At 56.5% G+C, this 17,514-nt stretch carries 15 protein-coding genes; 5 read left to right on the top strand and 10 right to left on the bottom strand.

Features of this window, described 5'->3' with window-relative positions; genetic code table 11:
- Nucleotides 1–108: 108 nt before the first annotated feature.
- Nucleotides 109–1,149 (top strand): NADP(H)-dependent aldo-keto reductase, encoded by a 1,041-nt coding sequence (locus tag APT89_RS10085; RefSeq protein ID WP_028014287.1) that lies wholly within the window; start codon nucleotides 109–111, stop codon nucleotides 1,147–1,149.
- A gap of 46 nt (nucleotides 1,150–1,195) precedes the next feature.
- On the opposite strand, the gene lplT is transcribed toward APT89_RS10085, so the two are convergent.
- Together lplT and aas are read right to left on the bottom strand one after the other, a co-directional pair.
- A complete protein-coding gene (gene lplT / locus APT89_RS10080) occupies nucleotides 1,196–2,389 on the bottom strand; it encodes a lysophospholipid transporter LplT (protein WP_060572241.1) in 1,194 nt (397 codons plus the stop codon).
- On the bottom strand, nucleotides 2,382–4,541 hold the full coding sequence (gene aas, locus APT89_RS10075) for a bifunctional acyl-ACP--phospholipid O-acyltransferase/long-chain-fatty-acid--ACP ligase (protein ID WP_060572238.1): 2,160 nt from the start codon (nucleotides 4,539–4,541) through the stop codon (nucleotides 2,382–2,384). Before aas ends, lplT begins: the two co-directional genes overlap by 8 nt.
- A gap of 623 nt (nucleotides 4,542–5,164) precedes the next feature.
- Here aas and galR point away from each other — a divergent pair.
- The gene (galR, locus tag APT89_RS10070; RefSeq protein ID WP_028014290.1) at nucleotides 5,165–6,181 is read left to right on the top strand and encodes an HTH-type transcriptional regulator GalR; all 1,017 of its coding nucleotides are present in this window, start codon (nucleotides 5,165–5,167) and stop codon (nucleotides 6,179–6,181) included.
- Here the strand turns inward: galR and APT89_RS10065 are convergent.
- Entirely contained in the window at nucleotides 6,142–6,627 is a 486-nt protein-coding gene (locus APT89_RS10065) for a GNAT family N-acetyltransferase (RefSeq protein WP_041908378.1), read from the bottom strand. The genes galR and APT89_RS10065 overlap by 40 nt on opposite strands.
- Before the next feature lie 220 nt (nucleotides 6,628–6,847).
- Here APT89_RS10065 and APT89_RS10060 point away from each other — a divergent pair, with 220 nt between their 5' ends.
- Nucleotides 6,848–7,885, top strand: a complete 1,038-nt coding sequence (locus APT89_RS10060) for a LacI family DNA-binding transcriptional regulator (protein WP_028014292.1) — start codon at nucleotides 6,848–6,850, stop codon at nucleotides 7,883–7,885.
- On the opposite strand, the gene lysA is transcribed toward APT89_RS10060, so the two are convergent.
- The gene (gene lysA / locus APT89_RS10055) at nucleotides 7,855–9,117 is read right to left on the bottom strand and encodes a diaminopimelate decarboxylase (protein ID WP_047364472.1); all 1,263 of its coding nucleotides are present in this window, start codon (nucleotides 9,115–9,117) and stop codon (nucleotides 7,855–7,857) included. The genes APT89_RS10060 and lysA overlap by 31 nt on opposite strands.
- 122 nt (nucleotides 9,118–9,239) lie before the next feature.
- Here lysA and APT89_RS10050 point away from each other — a divergent pair, with 122 nt between their 5' ends.
- Nucleotides 9,240–10,166: a LysR family transcriptional regulator gene (locus APT89_RS10050; RefSeq protein WP_045260912.1), complete on the top strand. Its 927-nt coding sequence runs from the start codon at nucleotides 9,240–9,242 to the stop codon at nucleotides 10,164–10,166.
- Here APT89_RS10050 and APT89_RS10045 read toward each other — a convergent pair.
- The gene (locus tag APT89_RS10045; RefSeq protein WP_060572236.1) at nucleotides 10,161–10,853 is read right to left on the bottom strand and encodes an aspartate/glutamate racemase; all 693 of its coding nucleotides are present in this window, start codon (nucleotides 10,851–10,853) and stop codon (nucleotides 10,161–10,163) included. The genes APT89_RS10050 and APT89_RS10045 overlap by 6 nt on opposite strands.
- Before the next feature lie 133 nt (nucleotides 10,854–10,986).
- On the opposite strand from APT89_RS10045, the gene APT89_RS10040 reads away from it, so the two are divergent.
- The gene (locus tag APT89_RS10040; protein ID WP_060572234.1) at nucleotides 10,987–11,310 is read left to right on the top strand and encodes a cupin domain-containing protein; all 324 of its coding nucleotides are present in this window, start codon (nucleotides 10,987–10,989) and stop codon (nucleotides 11,308–11,310) included.
- A 37-nt stretch (nucleotides 11,311–11,347) separates the two neighbouring features.
- Here APT89_RS10040 and wzz(fepE) read toward each other — a convergent pair whose 3' ends face one another.
- The 5 genes from wzz(fepE) to APT89_RS10015 form a co-directional block, all read right to left on the bottom strand.
- Nucleotides 11,348–12,472: an LPS O-antigen length regulator Wzz(fepE) gene (gene wzz(fepE), locus APT89_RS10035; protein ID WP_041908373.1), complete on the bottom strand. Its 1,125-nt coding sequence runs from the start codon at nucleotides 12,470–12,472 to the stop codon at nucleotides 11,348–11,350.
- Between the two features lie 187 nt (nucleotides 12,473–12,659).
- Nucleotides 12,660–14,075: an arabinose-proton symporter AraE gene (gene araE / locus APT89_RS10030; protein WP_028014298.1), complete on the bottom strand. Its 1,416-nt coding sequence runs from the start codon at nucleotides 14,073–14,075 to the stop codon at nucleotides 12,660–12,662.
- A 313-nt stretch (nucleotides 14,076–14,388) separates the two neighbouring features.
- On the bottom strand, nucleotides 14,389–15,150 hold the full coding sequence (gene kduD / locus APT89_RS10025) for a 2-dehydro-3-deoxy-D-gluconate 5-dehydrogenase KduD (protein WP_003862835.1): 762 nt from the start codon (nucleotides 15,148–15,150) through the stop codon (nucleotides 14,389–14,391).
- A 63-nt stretch (nucleotides 15,151–15,213) separates the two neighbouring features.
- Nucleotides 15,214–16,050: a 5-dehydro-4-deoxy-D-glucuronate isomerase gene (gene kduI / locus APT89_RS10020; protein WP_060572232.1), complete on the bottom strand. Its 837-nt coding sequence runs from the start codon at nucleotides 16,048–16,050 to the stop codon at nucleotides 15,214–15,216.
- A gap of 235 nt (nucleotides 16,051–16,285) precedes the next feature.
- Nucleotides 16,286–17,464, bottom strand: coding sequence for an acetyl-CoA C-acetyltransferase (locus APT89_RS10015; protein ID WP_028014300.1), 1,179 nt, complete (start codon nucleotides 17,462–17,464; stop codon nucleotides 16,286–16,288).
- Nucleotides 17,465–17,514: the final 50 nt, after the last annotated feature.

The following is a 17,514-nucleotide window of genomic DNA, read 5'->3' as shown; positions in this document are numbered from 1 at the left end:
GGCCTTTTTGATTTTTTTCTTCCCCTTTTGCTTCCCCTCTGCCATGTTTATATTCCTTTGTCGGGAGGTTCCTGACGCGGTCTACATGTCTATTGAAGGAAGCCGGCTATGCATTATCACCGTATCCCCCACAGCGCTCTGGAGATAAGTCAACTGGGGTTGGGCACGATGACATTTGGTGAACAAAACAGCGAAGCCGATGCCCATGCACAACTCGATTATGCCGTCAGCCAGGGGATTAACCTGATTGATGTCGCAGAGATGTACCCTGTGCCTCCACGCCCTGAAACGCAGGGACTTACCGAAACCTACGTCGGTAACTGGCTGGCAAAACGCGGTAACCGTGAAAAGCTGGTTATCGCCTCGAAAGTGAGTGGCCCCGCGCGAAACAACGATGCCGGGATCCGCCCAAACCAAATCCTCGATCGCAAAAATATCCGCGCCGCGCTGGACGCGAGCCTGAAGCGCCTGCAAACCGACTATCTCGACCTTTACCAGGTCCACTGGCCGCAGCGTCCAACCAACTGTTTTGGCAAGCTCGGCTACAGCTGGAATGAGAGCGCCCCCGCCGTTACGCTGCTGGAAACGCTGGAGGCGCTGACCGAATGCCAGCGAGCGGGAAAAATCCGCTACATTGGCGTGTCCAACGAAACGGCCTTTGGCGTAATGCGCTATCTGCACCTGGCGGATAAACACGATCTGCCGCGCATCGTCACCATCCAGAACCCGTACAGCCTGCTTAACCGCAGCTACGAGGTGGGGCTGGCCGAAGTGACGCAATATGAGGAAGTGGAACTGCTCGCCTATTCATGCCTCGGTTTCGGCACCCTGACGGGGAAATACCTGAACGGTGCGAAACCGGCCGGGGCGCGTAATACCCTCTTTAGCCGCTTTACCCGCTACAGCGGCGAGCAGACGCAAAAAGCCGTTGCTGCCTATGTGGATATCGCGAAGCGCCACGGCCTGGATCCGGCGCAGATGGCGCTGGCCTTCGTGCGCCGTCAGCCGTTTGTTGCCAGTACCCTGCTTGGCGCGACGACCATGGAACAGCTGAAAACTAACATTGAGAGTTTCCATCTGAACCTGAGTGAAGAGGTATTAGCGGAGATTGAAGCGGTGCATCAGGTTTATACCTATCCTGCGCCGTAGCCTGATGCTTTTGCCGGGTAAGGCGAAGCCGCCACCCGGCTACTTATTAACGGCGACGCTGCCAGATCCACAATCCCGCAATCGCCGCCGCGAACAGCCCACCAAATCCAACGCCAATCGCCACCACCGGGACACCCACTTTTACCGCCAGCGAGTAGAGCCCCAGCATTAACAGCATGGCCAGGTTTTCACCGAGATTTTGAACCGCAATGGCATTCCCCGCCCCGACGGTCTGCTTGCCACGCTCCTGGAGTAACGCATTCAGCGGTACCACAAAGAAGCCCCCCAGAATACCAATCAGGATCAACAGAGCATAAGCGGGCAATAACGCATGTTGTAGCGAGAAGATAAGCACCACGAGGCCAATCAGGATCCCCGCTGGCATGCAGCGTGCAACCGTTTCAAGCGTCACCAGCTTCGCCGCCGCGCCCGCCCCAGCCACAATCCCGATCGCCACCATCGCATTAAGATAGGTCGACGTCGCATTGTCCGTAATCCCCAGCGCCACCGGTACCCACAGAACCAGCAGGAAGCGCAGCGTGACGCCCGCCCCCCAGAACATACTGGTTCCCATCAGGGAGAAACGCGTTTCCCCGTTACGCCAGAGCACGCGGCACGCGTTAAAGAAACTGCCGGTCATTGGTTTAAAGCGCCAGGACTGGCCCGGGCGAGCCACCGGCAGCTTCGGAATAAACAGGTTAGCCACGACCGCCCCACCATACACCACTGCACACACGCCCAGGGCCGCCAGAACATGCCAGTCGGCCAGCACGCCACCCGCGACGGAGCCGAGGAGGATAGCGGCAATCGTTGACGACTCCATCAGGCCGTTGGCTTTCACCAGCTTATCGCCCGTAGTCAGTTCTCCGAGAATGCCATACTTCGCCGGGGAGTAGGCGGCAGCACCGATGCCCACCAGCGTATAGCCAACAAACGGATTAAAACCAAAACATATACTGGCAGCGCCCAGCAGCTTGAGACCGTTGGCAAACATCATCACCCGGCCTTTCGGGAAGCTGTCCGCCACCTGCCCCACAAACGGGGCAAAGATAATGTAAGCGCCCACAAACACCATCTGCAGGATCGGCTGACTCCAGTCAGGGTAAAACTCGGCTTTCAGCAGCGCCAGCGTGGCAAACAGCAGCGCGTTATCACCGAATGCAGAGAGAAACTGCGCGGCGATGACGGCCATCATGCCTTTCGACCTGAGGGAGGTGTTAGTGTGTACTGACTCACGCATTTTGCTGTTCCGCCTCTTCAACCATACCTTTCAGGGTCACGAAATCGGGCTTGCCGCTACCCAGCACCGGAAGCTGCTTCAGGTAGCGAATATCGCGCGGCACCGCCAGCTCTGGAATGCCATGCTCACGCGCATAGCTCAGTAACCTGTCGCGCTTAAGCTCAGCATCAGTGGTAAACAGCACCAGCGCCTCGCCTTTGCTGGCATCGCTCTTCACGACCGTGGCGTGCATCTTCTCGGCGGACACGGCCGTCGCCAGTTGTTCAACCATTTCCAGAGAGACCATCTCACCGGCGATTTTGGCGAAGCGTTTTGCGCGCCCCTGAATCTGTACAAAGCCTTGCTCATCGAAACGAACGATGTCACCGGTGTCGTACCAGCCGGTTTCAATCTCGCCGTTGACGTTTTCCGCCGTTGGCGCTTCCAGCACGCCTGGGTTTTCCACGCGCAGGTAACCGTTCATCACGTTCGGCCCTTTCAGCTGCAGGCGGCCACCGTCCTCAATGCCCGGCACCGCCAGCAAGCGCGCATCCATCCCCGGCAGAATTCGGCCCACCGTTCCCGGTTTCGCCGCCATCGGTACGTTGATCGAGACAACGGGCGCGCACTCGGTAACGCCATAACCTTCAAGAATGCGCAGGCCAAACTTGTCCTGCCAGATCTGACGCGTGCTCTCCTGCAGCTTTTCCGCACCGGCCACCACGTACCGCACGCGATAGAAATCATACGGATTGGCGAAACGGGCATAGTTACCCAGGAAGGTTGAGGTCCCGAACAGGACGGTGCAGTTACGGTCATACACCAGCTCCGGCACAATGCGGTAGTGCAGCGGGCTAGGATAGAGGAACACCTCGGCACCGGTCAGCAGCGGCGTGAACAGCCCCACCGTCAGGCCAAAGGAGTGGAACAGCGGCAGCGCCGACATAAAACGGTCATTCGCGGTAAAGTCGGCAATGCTTTTGATCTGCTCAACATTCGCCAGAATACTCTTGTGGCTGTGGACGACGCCTTTCGGGTTACCCTCCGAACCCGACGTGAAAAGGATAATCGCGTCATCTTCCGGCTGCTGTTTGACCTGAGCCAGATGCGGCACCAGCAGATGCGCAAAAATCCACAGCTTGTCGCCGGTGGTCACGTCCGCTTTTAGATCTTCCAGGAAGACCCAGCGTACCTGGGTCAGCTGTTCCGGCAGATGCCACAGCTTGCCTTTGTCCAGGAACTGTCGGGAGGTAAAGATGGTATTGATTTGGGCGGCGGTAATGGCGCTGGTCAGCCCTTTCACGCCCGCCGTGTAGTTCATCATCGCCGGTATACGGCCACGGGAAACCGCACCAAAAATCACCGCCGCGCTGATGCCCGCGTTTGGCAGCATCAGGCCGATCTTTTCGCCCTTTTTGCTGTACTTCTCAAGAATGCGGCCCACGAACAGCGTCTTGGTCAGCAGTTTACGATAGGTATCCGGGGTAAAGTTGATGTCTTCAATGCAGTTTTTCTTCGCGCCGTAGCGGTACTGCGCCGAAAGCAGGGATTCATACAGCGTTTCGCGCGGACGAACGGCCATGCGCGCTTCCATCATAATCTGGTGCAGCATTTCCCCGGCGATTTTACGGCGATCGCGGGCACGCGGCGCTTCCGGCATCGGTAACGACGTTGGCGGCAGGATATGCAGGGTGATTTTGGGGAACAGACGCTGCTTCACCAGCCCCTTAAGGCGGCTGAAATGGGTCAACTCTGCGCCTTCAATGCGCAGCGGCACCACGGTCGCGTTTGATTTCGCCGCGACAAACCCCGCGCCGTCGTAGATTTTCATCAGCGAACCGGTCACTGAAATGCGCCCTTCCGGGAAAATGACCACCGGACGCCCCTGCTCTACCAGACGTACCAGGTGTTTAATCATCATCGGCTTTGTCGGGTCAAGCGGTACGAAATCGATCAGTGGGGTGAGCCAGCGCATATACCACTGCTGGCTGATGGAGGTATAGACCGCAAACACCGGACGCACGGGCAGAAACAGCGCAAGCAGGATGCCGTCTATAAAGGAAACATGATTGGGTGTGATAAGAACGCGCTCGCCACGAAGCGCCTGGGCATCGCCAGTGACGCGGATGCGAAAAAGAATACGGAACAGTGTACGGAAAAACCCAAATAGCATCTCAACTCCCTTTGCCAGACAGTGTGGTGGGTTGACAGTAAATGGTGGCAGATTACACGAGAAGTGATACGGGAGCGACAGCAAAAATGGAGGCGAAAAAAAACCTGCGCATCCGCGCAGGTTGGTGCAAGAGATGAGTACGAAACCGTACTAAGAATTCTCACCAATCAATACCTCTGGGATCTTGATTGTGGCTGTTGACCCTGCACTTCGCCAGCAGGAAAACGCAAGGGAATGAGCCGAAATGCAACCAGGTGTGAATATTCTCTTTTGCTGTTACAGGTTGAACTATCAGGCAAAAAAAACCTGCGTAAGAACGCAGGCTGGTGTAAGTCGTGTTAATCAACCGGAGTTGATTCCACCTATCAATACCTCTGGGATCTCGACTCTACCAACCTCTTTAACGTCATCGCCACCGGACAATCGCAACAGCCTGAGGCAAAGTGTAACTAAAGGTTCAGAATGACATTCTTCTGACATGACCAGGCGTGTAACGATTACACTACCAGGGTTGGTCTGCGTCACGTTTGTGGCTCCCGGAAACCGGCTTCCCTTGAATGGACGTCACTTTTCCGCAACACTATTCAGTGTGTAAACGCTTACCCCAAATAAGAAGGTTATAAATGGCGACAATAAAGGATGTGGCTCGTCTGGCAGGTGTGTCGGTAGCCACCGTCTCCCGCGTGATTAATGATTCACCCAAAGCCAGTGACGCATCACGCCAGGCGGTACAAAGCGCCATGGAAACCCTGAACTACCATCCGAATGCCAACGCCCGCGCGCTCGCCCAGCAGTCAACAGAGACTATTGGGCTGGTGGTGGGAGACGTTTCCGATCCCTTTTTCGGTGCCATGGTAAAAGCGGTTGAACAGGTCTCTTATCAGACGGGTAATTTTTTGCTGATCGGCAATGGCTATCATAATGAACAAAAAGAACGCCAGGCCATCGAGCAGCTGATCCGCCACCGCTGCGCTGCACTGGTGGTACACGCCAAAATGATCCCGGATGCCGAGCTAATTCACCTGATGAAGCAGATGCCCGGCATGGTGATTATCAACCGTATTATCCCCGGCTTTGAAAAACGCTGTGTAGCCCTCGACGACCGCTACGGCGCCTGGCTTGCGACCCGTCATCTGATTCAACAGGGTCATACCCGGATTGGCTATCTCTGCTCCAATCACCCCATTTCTGATGCGGAAGACCGCCTGCAGGGCTACTACGACGCCCTGCGCGAAAACGGTCTGCCGTGCAATGACCGTCTGGTGGCCTACGGTGAACCGGATGAGAGCGGCGGCGAACAGGCCATGACGGAGCTGCTGGGTCGCGGACGGAATTTCACCGCGGTCGCCAGCTATAACGATTCGATGGCTGCCGGGGCAATGGGCGTCATGAATGACAACGGGATCGAGGTGCCGGCTGAAATCTCGCTGATTGGCTTCGACGATGTTTTGGTCTCCCGGTACGTGCGCCCGCGCCTGACCACCGTACGCTACCCCATCATCACGATGGCCACCCAGGCCGCAGAGCTGGCGCTGGCGCTGGCCGAACAACGCCAGCCGCCGGAGATTACCCATCTCTTCAGTCCAACGTTAGTGCGCCGTCACTCCGTTGCTGCCCCCGCTGACGCACAGAGCGAATAGCGATACAGGTGTACCGTTTTATCCGGATACTCCAGCCCATCGCCAATATACTGCCAGCCGTAACGTTCATAGAAGTCGCGGCAGGCAGACCAGAGATGAAGTTCCTCGTACCCGGCCCGTGCGGCGAAGCGAATAACATGCTGCTGTAACTTTCCTGCCAGCCCCTTGCCTCGCGCCGCGTCATCAACGTAGAGCGCCGCCAGCCACGGACAGAGATCCTGACGGGTAATCAAATCACAGCGCCAGAGTCCCACCGTCCCGAGAAGCCGTTCATCCTCTACGGCGATAAAGGTCAGCGGCAGGGCACCCGGCGTCTGGCTGTGCTCGACGATGCTATGGAAAAAATCCCGCGCAAGCCCCTCGCCAAAGGCCTGCCAGAGCCAGTCGGTGACCTGCTCCGCATAGCGCGGTGCCTCGTAAAGCGGGAGAATGACGGTCTTTTTCACGTTTCACCTGCGTTTTTAATGAATATGCTGGCCTGACGCCTCCAGCCCGGTTTGGCGATTATTTTACCAGAGTCAGACTATTTAGTTTTACTTCCGGCAGGCCAGGCGAATCGTGACCAAAAAGCGTGATCGTGGCAGAAGTTTTGCGCTTCCCGCATCGCTTATACGCTGTCAGGTCTGTGTTAAACTGCAAACCATTACGTGGAAGCAGGAATGTAGAATGGCAACAATGCTGGATGTCTCACTGCGCGCGGGCGTGTCGAAGGCTACCGTCTCGCGCGTGCTGAACGGCACAGGTCAGGTTAAAGAGAGCACGCGTCAGCAGGTCTTTGCTGCGATGGAAGAGCTGGGCTACCGCCCAAACTTTCTCGCGCGTTCGCTGGCTAACCAGACCAGCAACAGCATTGGTCTGGTCGTCTCTACCTTCGACGGCTTTTACTTTGGTCGTCTTTTGCAGCAGGCGTCGCGGCAGACCGAAACCCACGGGAAACAGCTGATCGTCACCGACGGTCACGACGCGCCAGAGCAGGAAGAGCAGGCGGTGCAAATGCTGGCCGACCGCCAGTGCGATGCCATCGTGCTTTACACGCGCTATATGAGCGAAAAAGCGATCATCAAGCTGATTAATACCGTGCAAACGCCGCTGGTGGTCATCAACCGTGAAGTCAGCCAGGCACCGGAGCGCTGCGTGTTCTTCGAACAACAGGATGCCGCGTTTAAGGCGGTGGATTACCTGATCAATCAGGGCCACCGGGAGATCGCCTGCATTACCGTTCCGATCCACACCCCCACGGGTAAAGCACGGCTGATGGGCTACCGTAAGGCGCTGGAAAAGCACGGCATTCGTCTGGACGAGCGTCGAATAAAGTACGGTGATGCGGGAATGACGCGGGGCTATGAGCTGTGTAAGGAGCTGATTGCTGAAGGGGTGTCGTTCAGCGCGCTGTTTGCCTGTAACGATGATATGGCGCTGGGCGCGTCCAAAGCGCTGCATCAGGCAGGGCTTAAGATCCCGCAGGATATCTCCCTGTTCGGCTTTGACGATGCCCCAAGCGCAAAGTGGCTGGAGCCTGCGCTGTCGTCGGTTTATCTGCCGATAGATAACATGATCGTCACGGCTATCGATCAGGCGATCCGGCTGGCGAAGAACCAGCCGGTCGATGCGATCCCGCCGTTTACCGGCACGCTGGTATTACGCGATTCGGTCACAACGGGGCCGTACTTTAATCAAACGAGTTCCAGCGCCAGCAGTTCCTGAATGGTCTGGCGACGACGGATCAGCCGCGCCTTGCCGTTATCAAACAGCACTTCCGGCAGCAGCGGACGGCTGTTGTAGTTCGAGGACATAGACGCCCCGTACGCCCCGGTGTCGTGCAGCACCAGGTAATCGCCCGGCTTCACCTCGGGCAGCGCGCGGGTTTCAACTTTGCCACCTTCCTGCTGGGTAAACACATCACCGGATTCACACAGCGGGCCTGCGACCACCGTCTCGCGGCGCTGCGCGTGCGTTAAATCGCGGCCATCGGCAGCCAGGGCGGTAATGTGATGGTAGCTGCCGTACATGGACGGACGCATCAGGTCGTTAAAGCCCGCATCAATCAGCACGAAGTGGCGGGAGCCCATCTCTTTGACGCTGCGTACCTGAGCCACCAGCACGCCGGCTTCGGCTACCAGGAAACGACCCGGCTCAATTTCCAGCTTCACGGCATGGCCCAGATGTGCGGCAATTTGATCGCGCGCGGCGCTCCACAGGCCGTAATAGTGATCGGTGTCGATCGCCTCTTCCCCTTCACGATAAGGAATGGAAAGACCTCCACCGGCGGAGATCGCCTCCAGATCCTGACCGAAGTCAACAACCTGGCGCACCATCGCCCCGCACACCTGCTCCAGGTGCCCGTAATCGACGCCGGAGCCAATGTGCATATGAATACCGACCAGCTTCAGGCTGTAGCGCTGCAGTACCTCAAGCGCGGCAGGCATATCGGCATACCAGATCCCGTGCTTGCTGTTTTCGCCCCCGGTGTTGGTTTTTTGGCTATGGCCATGTCCAAAGCCCGGGTTGACGCGCAGCCAGACGCGATGGCCGGGTGAAACCTGCCCAAGCTGCTCCAGCATATCCACAGAACCGGCGTTCACCGGCACCTGCAGTTCATGCACGCGCGCAAGCGTGGCGTCGTCGATCACATCCGCGGTAAAGACGATCGCGTCAGGATCGGTTTTCGGATCAAAGCCTGCCGCCAGCGCACGCTCGATTTCACCCAGCGACACGGAGTCAACCTTCACGCCCTGCTCGCGCATCAGGCGCAGAATATGAATATTGGAGCAGGCCTTCTGGGCAAAACGCACCACGTCAAACTGATGCAGGGCGGCGATCTTCTCGCGAACGATCTGCGCGTCGTAGACCCATACCGGGCAGCCAAACTCGGCGGGCAGGCGCAGCAGGTTTTCAGCGTTCAAATCGGTATCCGTCTGGTTGAGCGGGCGTGGCATGGTCTTCTCCGGTTCAATTCATTTTTTATGATTACGCCACAGCGGAAGCAGAATAAAAAATATCGTTTTATCGCGAGTCTATGCAAAAATGATATGGACAGTTCCTTGCTTTCAGGTGCCCTATGCCCGCCGTCAATTTACGCCACATCGAGATTTTTCACGCCGTGATGACCGCCGGCAATCTCACCGAAGCCGCGCAGATGCTGCACACCTCGCAGCCGACGGTCAGCCGCGAGCTGGCGCGCTTCGAGAAAGTGCTGGGGCTGAAGCTGTTCGAACGCGCCCGGGGCAGGCTTCACCCGACGGTGCAGGGGTTGCGCCTGTTTGAGGAAGTGCAGCGCTCATGGTACGGGCTGGACAGAATCGTCAGCGCGGCGGAAAGCCTGCGCGAGTTTCGTCAGGGCGAGCTGTCGATTGTCTGCCTGCCCGTCTTCTCTCAGTCCTTTTTACCGACGCTGCTCCAGCCTTTTCTGGCCCGCTATCCTGAGGTCAATCTCACCATCGTCCCGCAGGAGTCGCCTCTGCTTGAAGAGTGGCTGTCGGCACAGCGGCACGATCTCGGGTTAACCGAAACCCTCTCGACACCCGCAGGAACGGCGCGCACGGAACTGCTCGCGCTGGATGAAGTGTGCGTTCTGCCCGCCGGGCATCGGCTTGCCCACAAAGCAGTGCTGACGCCCGCGGATTTTCATGGTGAAAACTACATTAGCCTGTCGCAAACGGACAGCTACCGGCAGCTGCTGGATACGCTTTTTTCTGAGCATCAGGTGAAGCGGCGGATGGTCGTTGAAACCCACAGCGCGGCGTCAATATGCGCGATGGTGCGCGCGGGCGTCGGCGTTGCGGTCGTCAATCCGCTTACGGCGCTGGACTATGCAGGAAGCGGGATCGTCATCCGCCGTTTTAGCGTTTCCGTCCCGTTCACCGTAAGCCTTATCCGCCCGCTGCACCGTCCGGCTTCCGCGCTGGTGGACGCATTCACCGAACACTTAGTTGAGCATGCGCGTCAGGTGGCGCTTCGCTTACCTGACCTGCAAAACCCGTTATGACAGCATAAATTCCACGGCATCTGCCGCGTGAATGGCCGCGGTATCAAACACCGGGATGGGGCTTCGTTCGGCCGGCACCAGCAAACCGATCTCCGTGCAGCCGAAAATCACCCCTTCAGCCCCCTGCTGCGCCAGTTTATCTATTACGCTGACGTAATATGCGCGGGAGGTTTCGCTGAAGGTTCCGAGGCAGAGCTCGTCGAAGATAATCTGATTGATGCGCGCCCGGTCCCCCTCATCCGGGATCAGGCTTTCAATCCCAAACTCGCTGTGCAAGCGCCCGCGATAGAAATCCTGCTCCATGGTGTAACGTGTGCCCAGCAAGGCCATGCGCGACATTCCCGAAGCGCGAATGGCGCGTCCGGTGGCGTCCGCGATGTGCAGGAACGGCAGCGAACAGCGCGCTTCAATGTGCGAGGCCACTTTGTGCATCGTGTTGGTACACAGCAGAATGCCCTGCGCCCCCGCACGCTCCAGCCCCAGCGCGGCATCAGCCAGGATTTCTCCGGCTTTATCCCATTCGCCGCTCGACTGGCAGGCTTCGATTTCATGAAAATCAACGCTGTGCAGCAGCAGGCTCGCGGAGTGCAGGCCGCCCAGACGCTGCTTTACGCCTTCGTTAATCAGGCGGTAATAAGGGATTGTCGATTCCCAGCTCATCCCACCTATCAGGCCAATCGTTTTCATCATCGCTCCTTATCTGTTTAAGCCAGTGAAGCAAACTTGTGATCCTGTTTCCAGTTCTTTATTACGTCGTTTTCTTTTTAAGCTGGCCAATGTAAATTAAATAAAACACTGTTTTATTATGAAGGGCAAAGCCATGTTTATGTTCCACAAAGAGACCGCGTCTGAAGATCTGGGGAACGGCGTTACGCGTCGCGTGCTGGCCCACGGCGGCAGGATGATGGCGGTTGAAGTACATTTTGAGCAGGGCGCGATTGGCCCACTGCATAACCACCCGCACGAACAGTTAACCTATGTTCTCTCTGGAGAATTTGAGTTTACCATTGGTGAAGAGAAGCATGTCGTGACGGCGGGAGATACCCTCTACAAACAACCACATGTGATGCACGGCTGCGTCTGCCTCAGGGCCGGCACGCTGCTGGACACCTTTACGCCTGTTCGCAAGGATTTCCTGAAATAAAAAAGGCGCTGTTGCAGCGCCTTCATGTGTGCAGAATTTATTCCGTTACCGGCTCTGGCAATGGGTTTCGGCTGAGCATGGCCTCACGGAGTAATACGCTGCCGCAGGCAAACAGAGCGCCAAGGATCGCCGCCAGAATGACAATCATGCCTTTGCCCGGGCCGTCTTTTTTCACCGGCATCGATGGCGAAAGCTGATACCTGAATGGCTCAAGCTTAACGTCTGCGAAGGAGAGTTTTTTCAGCTGCGCCAGGTAATATTCCCGGTTCTGGAAGTCCGCGTTCAGCTCCGTCACATCCTTAAGATTTTTTTCAATCCTTAGCTTTTCCGCGATACCGTCAGCCCCGAGCGCGACGGAGTAATCCGGATCGTCTTTTATCCCTTGTCCGTTGCTATAAACAGGCTTCTTAATGCCCGCCGCATTCGCCACTTCCAGCGAATAGTTCAGCCGCTGCAGGTTGGTGTTATGCACATTGGTCAGACGAACGCGGTCGAGCGCCAGCTGCTGTTCTACCTCGTTCGTTTTGAGGGCGATCTGGTTGCGGATATTCTGCACCGTTTCTTTCTCAACAATTGCCGAGATATAGTTGATATACCCCTCCAGAACGGATTGGGCATCGGCTGCGGTCGGCGCGGTGAAGCTCAATGTCCAGGAGACGAAAGGCGCTTTATCCGCATCTTTTCCCTGAACATCATTCACCGCTTTCATTTTGTCTGCAATATTGACAACCGCACGGTGCAGTTCAAGCGGGTCCACTTGCGCATTCTTGAGCTGCGCCATCACGTAAGGGGAAGAGGTCATATACTCTTCAAGCAATGACTGCGACTGGAATTTTTTAATAAACAGGTCAAAGACTTCCTGACGGGTAACCGGCACCTTCACATCAAGAACCTGCAGCGCAACCATCATCTGGCTCAGCGGATTCCACTGTGTCTGTTCCGCCGGAGTGATCACCGCTTTACTGGTCCATTTTTGCGGCAGTAGAAGCGCAATTGCCAGACCTGCCAGCGCGAAAACAAAGATAATGGTGGCAATACGTTTTTTCGCGGTAATCAGAATATCTAACAGGCCCAGAAGATCGATCTCTTTTGAACTGACTGCTGGAGGAGCATATGAGGGAAAATCGAGGTCCGTATTTTTTTTGAAATCCATTGCTGACATAGCCGTTCTTATGTTTCGGGTGCAGTAAATTCCTGCCGGGTGAGTTCAGTTGCCCAATAATACAAGAAACTAAGAATAATCTGAACACGAGAATGGACTATCTGAGGAACGGCTATCAAAGTTGGTAGTTATTCAGCATCACGGTTACAAAACGCCGGGTGGCGCTGCGCTTACCCGGCATTACCCCTTACACGCCGATATTTCGCAGTTTCTCCCCGCTCATCAGCTTGCGTTCAATATGTTCCAGCGTCACGCCTTTGGTTTCTGGAATTAGCCAGAATGTCACGCCAATAAACGCCACGTTCAGCACCGTATAGAGCCAGAAGGTTCCCGCCGCGCCAATCGCATCCAGCAGCGTCAGGAAGGTCGCGCCGATGATCATGTTCGACACCCAGTTGGTGGTGGTGGAACAGGTGATACCAAAATCGCGACATTTCAGCGGCTGAATTTCAGAGCACAGGATCCACACCACCGGCGCGGCGCTCATCGCGTAGCCAGCAATACACATCATGGTCATGCCCACGGAGAGCCAGGAGAGGCCGCTGGACGCCGTGCCGTTATCAAACTGCATCAGGCAGTAGCCGAGGATCAGGGTGCCAAGCGCCATCACGCTAAAGCCAATTTTCAGCGCAGGCTTACGACCGGCCTTATCGACGGTGAACACCGCGATAAAGGTGGCGAACATAAAGGTAAGCCCCACCACCAGCGTGGCGATCATCTGCTGTTCGGTGGTGGTAAAACCGGCCATTTTGAAGATGCGCGGGGCGTAATACATGATGATGTTCATCCCCGTGAACTGCTGCATCGCCTGCAGCAACATGCCGAGGAACACCGCGCGGCGCACGTTGCGGTTAGCCTTAAACAGCGACCAGCCGCCCTGCTTCAGCTTCAGGCTTTCGCGGATCTCGTTCAGCTCTTCACGCGCTTTCTCAGACGTGTCGCGCAGCATGCGCAGCACCTCTTCCGCTTCCACGTGACGCCCTTTTTGCGCCAGCCAGCGCGGGCTGTTGGGCAGGAAGATCACTAAAACAATCAGCACTACCGCAGGCAGCGCCAGCACGCCGAGCATCGCCCGCCAGTTACCGCTGTAGCTGAAGTACGTATCGGACAGGAACGCCAGCACGATGCCCAGCGTCACCATCAGCTGGTACATGCTAATCATCTTGCCGCGCACGTTCTCGCTCGCCATTTCGGAGAGATACAGCGGCGCGGTGTAGGAGGCAATCCCCACCGCCACGCCCAGCAGCACGCGGGAGAGCAGCAGCACTTCAACGTTAGTGGCAAACGCCGAACCTATGGACCCGGCAACAAACAGGACCGCCCCGACCATCAGGCTGTATTTACGCCCAAGGCGGAACGAAAGCCAGCCGTTAAACAGTGCGCCGATGGCCGCGCCGAGCATCATGCTGCTCACCACCCACTCCTGCAGGCGGTTACTCAGCGTAAAGTGATCGGTAATAAACGGCAGCGCCCCGGCGATAACGCCGATATCCAGGCCGAACAACAAACCGGCCACGGCTGCCGCAATGGAGACAAACTGGTTCATGCGGCGGGTATCGCGCAGCGCGGCAGGCATCAGGGTAGAGTCATTTATAGATGTCATATTTTTCCTGCCTCAACAGCAAAATTCGTTAAATGAAATTACGAGATAGCGGGGAAAAGTGTCAGGCCGGAATTCGTGAAGATATGGATTATTTCGCTATGGCATAGCGATCTGTGATGGACATTACAATTTCAACTAATGCTGGATAATCACCTGATTTTACTAACCACTTAATTTTTCAATAATAAAAGTGTGATGGCAGTCATCTATGATTTTTAAGTATGGATTTTTCGTGTTTATCAATATGGACTTTGACAAATTTTAAGCAAAAAAAACCTCCGCCGAAGAGCAGAGGTATTTGTCATAAATAGGGTTATCGCGCCAGCCAGCCGCCATCAACCGCGACGGTATAACCATTGATATAGTCCGATGCCGGGGAAGCCAGGAACACTACCGGCCCCATCAGATCGCTCGGTAGCCCCCAGCGGCCCGCCGGAATACGCTCCAGGATCGCCGCACTGCGTTCTTCGTCAGCACGAAGCTGCTGGGTGTTGTTGGTGGCCATGTAGCCCGGCGCAATCGCGTTGACGTTGATGTTGTGCTGCGCCCATTCGTTCGCCAGCAGGCGGGTCACGCCCATCACCGCGCTTTTCGACGCGGTGTAAGACGGCACGCGGATGCCGCCCTGGAAGGAGAGCATCGAGGCGATGTTAATGATCTTGCCGCCCTTGCCCTGCGCGATGAAGTGCTTCGCCGCCGCCTGGGACATAAAGAACACGCTCTTGATGTTCAGGTTCATGACATCGTCCCAGTCGGTCTCGCTGAAGTTAATCGCGTCTTCACGGCGGATCAGCCCCGCGTTGTTGACCAGAATGTCGATATGGCCAAATTCCGCCACCGCGCGATCCAGCAGCTCCGGAATAGCGTCGATTTTACGCAGGTCGGCGGTCAGGCTGAGAAAACGGCGGCCCAGCGCGGTTACGCGTTCGATGGTTTCCGTGGGCTCAACGATGTTAATCCCGACGATATCACAGCCCGCTTCCGCCAGGCCTAACGCCATCCCCTGGCCCAGTCCGGTGTCACACCCGGAAACAACGGCCACTTTACCCTGCAGAGAAAATGCATCCAGAATCATGTTTGTTCCTTACTCTTTCAGCGCCTGTCATCAACAGGCAGATGTATGCTTAACTGCCCGCGACTAGCGCAGATCCTTAACCGCGACGTGGTCCATGTCATCGAAGACCTGGTTTTCTCCAACCATCCCCCAGATGAAGGTATATGCTTTCGTCCCCACGCCGGAGTGAATAGACCAGCTGGGTGAAATCACCGCCTGCTCGTTATGCATGACGATATGGCGGGTTTCCTGAGGCTGTCCCATCATGTGGAACACGCAGGCGTCTTCATCCATGTTGAAGTAGAAGTAGACTTCCATGCGGCGTTCGTGGGTATGGCACGGCATGGTGTTCCACAGGTTACCCGGGGCCAGTTCGGTCAGACCCATGCTGAGCTGGCAGGTTTCCAGCACATCCGGCACGAAGTATTTATTGATGGTGCGGCGGTTGCTGGTGAGGTTGTCGCCCAGCATCACGGGCGCAACGTCAGCGGGCGTTACTTTTTTGGTTGGATAAGCGGTGTGCGCCGGGGCGCAGTTGTAGTAAAACTTCGCGGGTTTACCGCCGTCGATGCTGGCAAAGACCACCTCTTTCGCCCCTTTGCCGACGTACAGCCCGTCGCGGTGGCCAATCTCGTAGCACTGGCCGTCCACGGTAATCGTGCCCGGCCCGCCAATATTAATCACGCCCAGTTCACGACGCTCCAGGAAGTAGCTTACGCCCAGCTGCTTGCCTACTTCCCCGCCCACGGAGACGGTTTTCGCCACCGGCATAATGCCGCCCACGATAATGCGGTCGATGTGGCTATAGACCATGGTGTACTTATCGGCTTCGAACACCTGCTCAATTAAAAACTCGCTGCGCAGTCCCTGAGTATCCAGCGCTTTGGCGTGCGCGCTGTGGATGCTTTGTCTGACGTCCACGGTAACCTCCAGATGTGGTCATGCCCGAAGGCAGAAATTAAACGAAACGACGTTTCGTTTTATGATGAGCACATACTAGCGGCATAAAATAGGGTTTTCAATTGCAATTAAAACAACGTTTCATTTTTTATTTTTGTTTATAACAGAAATGACGCGCGGATCACGATTACTTCCCATGAAGAGAAGAGCACGATAAAAAAAACCTCCCGAAGGAGGTTTTTTAAGGGAGGAGAAATTAGCGTTCGATGGCGAGCGCCACGCCCTGTCCGCCGCCTATACAGAGGGTAGCGATCCCTTTGCGCGCGTTTCGCTTTTTCATTTCGTGGACCAGCGAAACCAGGATTCGGCAGCCGGACGCGCCGATGGGATGACCCAGCGCAATTGCACCGCCGTTCACGTTGACCCGCAGCGGATCCCATTCCAGCATTTTGCCGACCGAGATCGCCTGCGCGGCAAAAGCTTCGTTCACTTCGATCAGATCGACATCCGAAAGTTGCCACCCTGCGCGCTCCAGGCAGCGACGGGTAGCGTAGACCGGCGCAATCCCCATCAACGCAGGATCCACGCCCACGCTGGCAAACGCCTTAATGCGGGCCAGCACGGGGAGATCGAGCTCAAGGGCTTTGCTTTCGCTCATCATCATCACGGCGGCGGCACCGTCGTTAATGGACGAGGCATTGCCCGCGGTGACCGAGCCCTGTGTTTCAAACGCGGGATTCAGTCTCGCCAGGCCTTCCGCGCTGGCATCCGTGCGCGGCTGTTCATCGGTATCGACGACGATCGCCTCGCCGTTCTGACGCTGCGTGCTGACCGGGACAATCTCGTCGCGAAAGCGACCGGAATCAATCGCGGCACGCGCTTTTTGCTGCGAACTGAGCGCATAGGCGTCCTGCAATTCGCGACTAATGCCGTACTCGCGCGCCAGGTTTTCTGCCGTCACGCCCATATGATAGTCGTTGAACGCATCCCACAGCCCGTCATGCACGAGGCTGTCGAGCAGCTGGCTGTTACCCAGCTGCGCGCCGGTTCGGCTATCGGTGAGAACGTGCGGCGCGCGGCTCATGTTCTCTTGCCCGCCAGCTATAACCACATCCGCTTCACCGCACTGAATGGCCTGAGTGGCGAGATGCAGCGCTTTTAACCCTGAACCACAGACGTCGTTGATGGTAATGGCGGAGACGGTGTTGGGCAGCCCCCCCTTCAGCGCCGCCTGTCGCGCAGGGTTTTGCCCGGCACCGGCCGTGAGAACCTGCCCCAGGATCACCTCATCAACTTCATGGGCTGCGATCCCGCTACGTTCCACCAGCGCTTTAACGACCACGCTGCCCAGGTCAACCGCCGAGTGACGCGCAAGCGCTCCCTGAAAACAGCCGATAGCCGTACGCAACGCACCCACTATTACGACATCTTTCATCACGACCTCTGTGTTAAATGACATGACGATAGTAGAGGATTGTTACTGGC

The organism is Enterobacter sp. 50588862, assembly GCF_001462935.1.
Classification (GTDB): domain Bacteria; phylum Pseudomonadota; class Gammaproteobacteria; order Enterobacterales; family Enterobacteriaceae; genus Enterobacter; species Enterobacter bugandensis.
This window is presented reverse-complemented; position numbering and strand designations above follow the sequence as displayed.

Coding starts and splice junctions, on each gene's coding strand:
- APT89_RS10085 (WP_028014287.1), top strand. CDS start 109: ATGCATTATCACCGTATCCCCCACAGCGCTCTGGAGATAAGTCAACTG.
- lplT (WP_060572241.1), bottom strand. CDS start 2,389: ATGCGTGAGTCAGTACACACTAACACCTCCCTCAGGTCGAAAGGCATG.
- aas (WP_060572238.1), bottom strand. CDS start 4,541: ATGCTATTTGGGTTTTTCCGTACACTGTTCCGTATTCTTTTTCGCATC.
- galR (WP_028014290.1), top strand. CDS start 5,165: ATGGCGACAATAAAGGATGTGGCTCGTCTGGCAGGTGTGTCGGTAGCC.
- APT89_RS10060 (WP_028014292.1), top strand. CDS start 6,848: ATGGCAACAATGCTGGATGTCTCACTGCGCGCGGGCGTGTCGAAGGCT.
- lysA (WP_047364472.1), bottom strand. CDS start 9,117: ATGCCACGCCCGCTCAACCAGACGGATACCGATTTGAACGCTGAAAAC.
- APT89_RS10050 (WP_045260912.1), top strand. CDS start 9,240: ATGCCCGCCGTCAATTTACGCCACATCGAGATTTTTCACGCCGTGATG.
- APT89_RS10045 (WP_060572236.1), bottom strand. CDS start 10,853: ATGAAAACGATTGGCCTGATAGGTGGGATGAGCTGGGAATCGACAATC.
- APT89_RS10040 (WP_060572234.1), top strand. CDS start 10,987: ATGTTTATGTTCCACAAAGAGACCGCGTCTGAAGATCTGGGGAACGGC.
- araE (WP_028014298.1), bottom strand. CDS start 14,075: ATGACATCTATAAATGACTCTACCCTGATGCCTGCCGCGCTGCGCGAT.
- kduD (WP_003862835.1), bottom strand. CDS start 15,150: ATGATTCTGGATGCATTTTCTCTGCAGGGTAAAGTGGCCGTTGTTTCC.
- APT89_RS10015 (WP_028014300.1), bottom strand. CDS start 17,464: ATGAAAGATGTCGTAATAGTGGGTGCGTTGCGTACGGCTATCGGCTGT.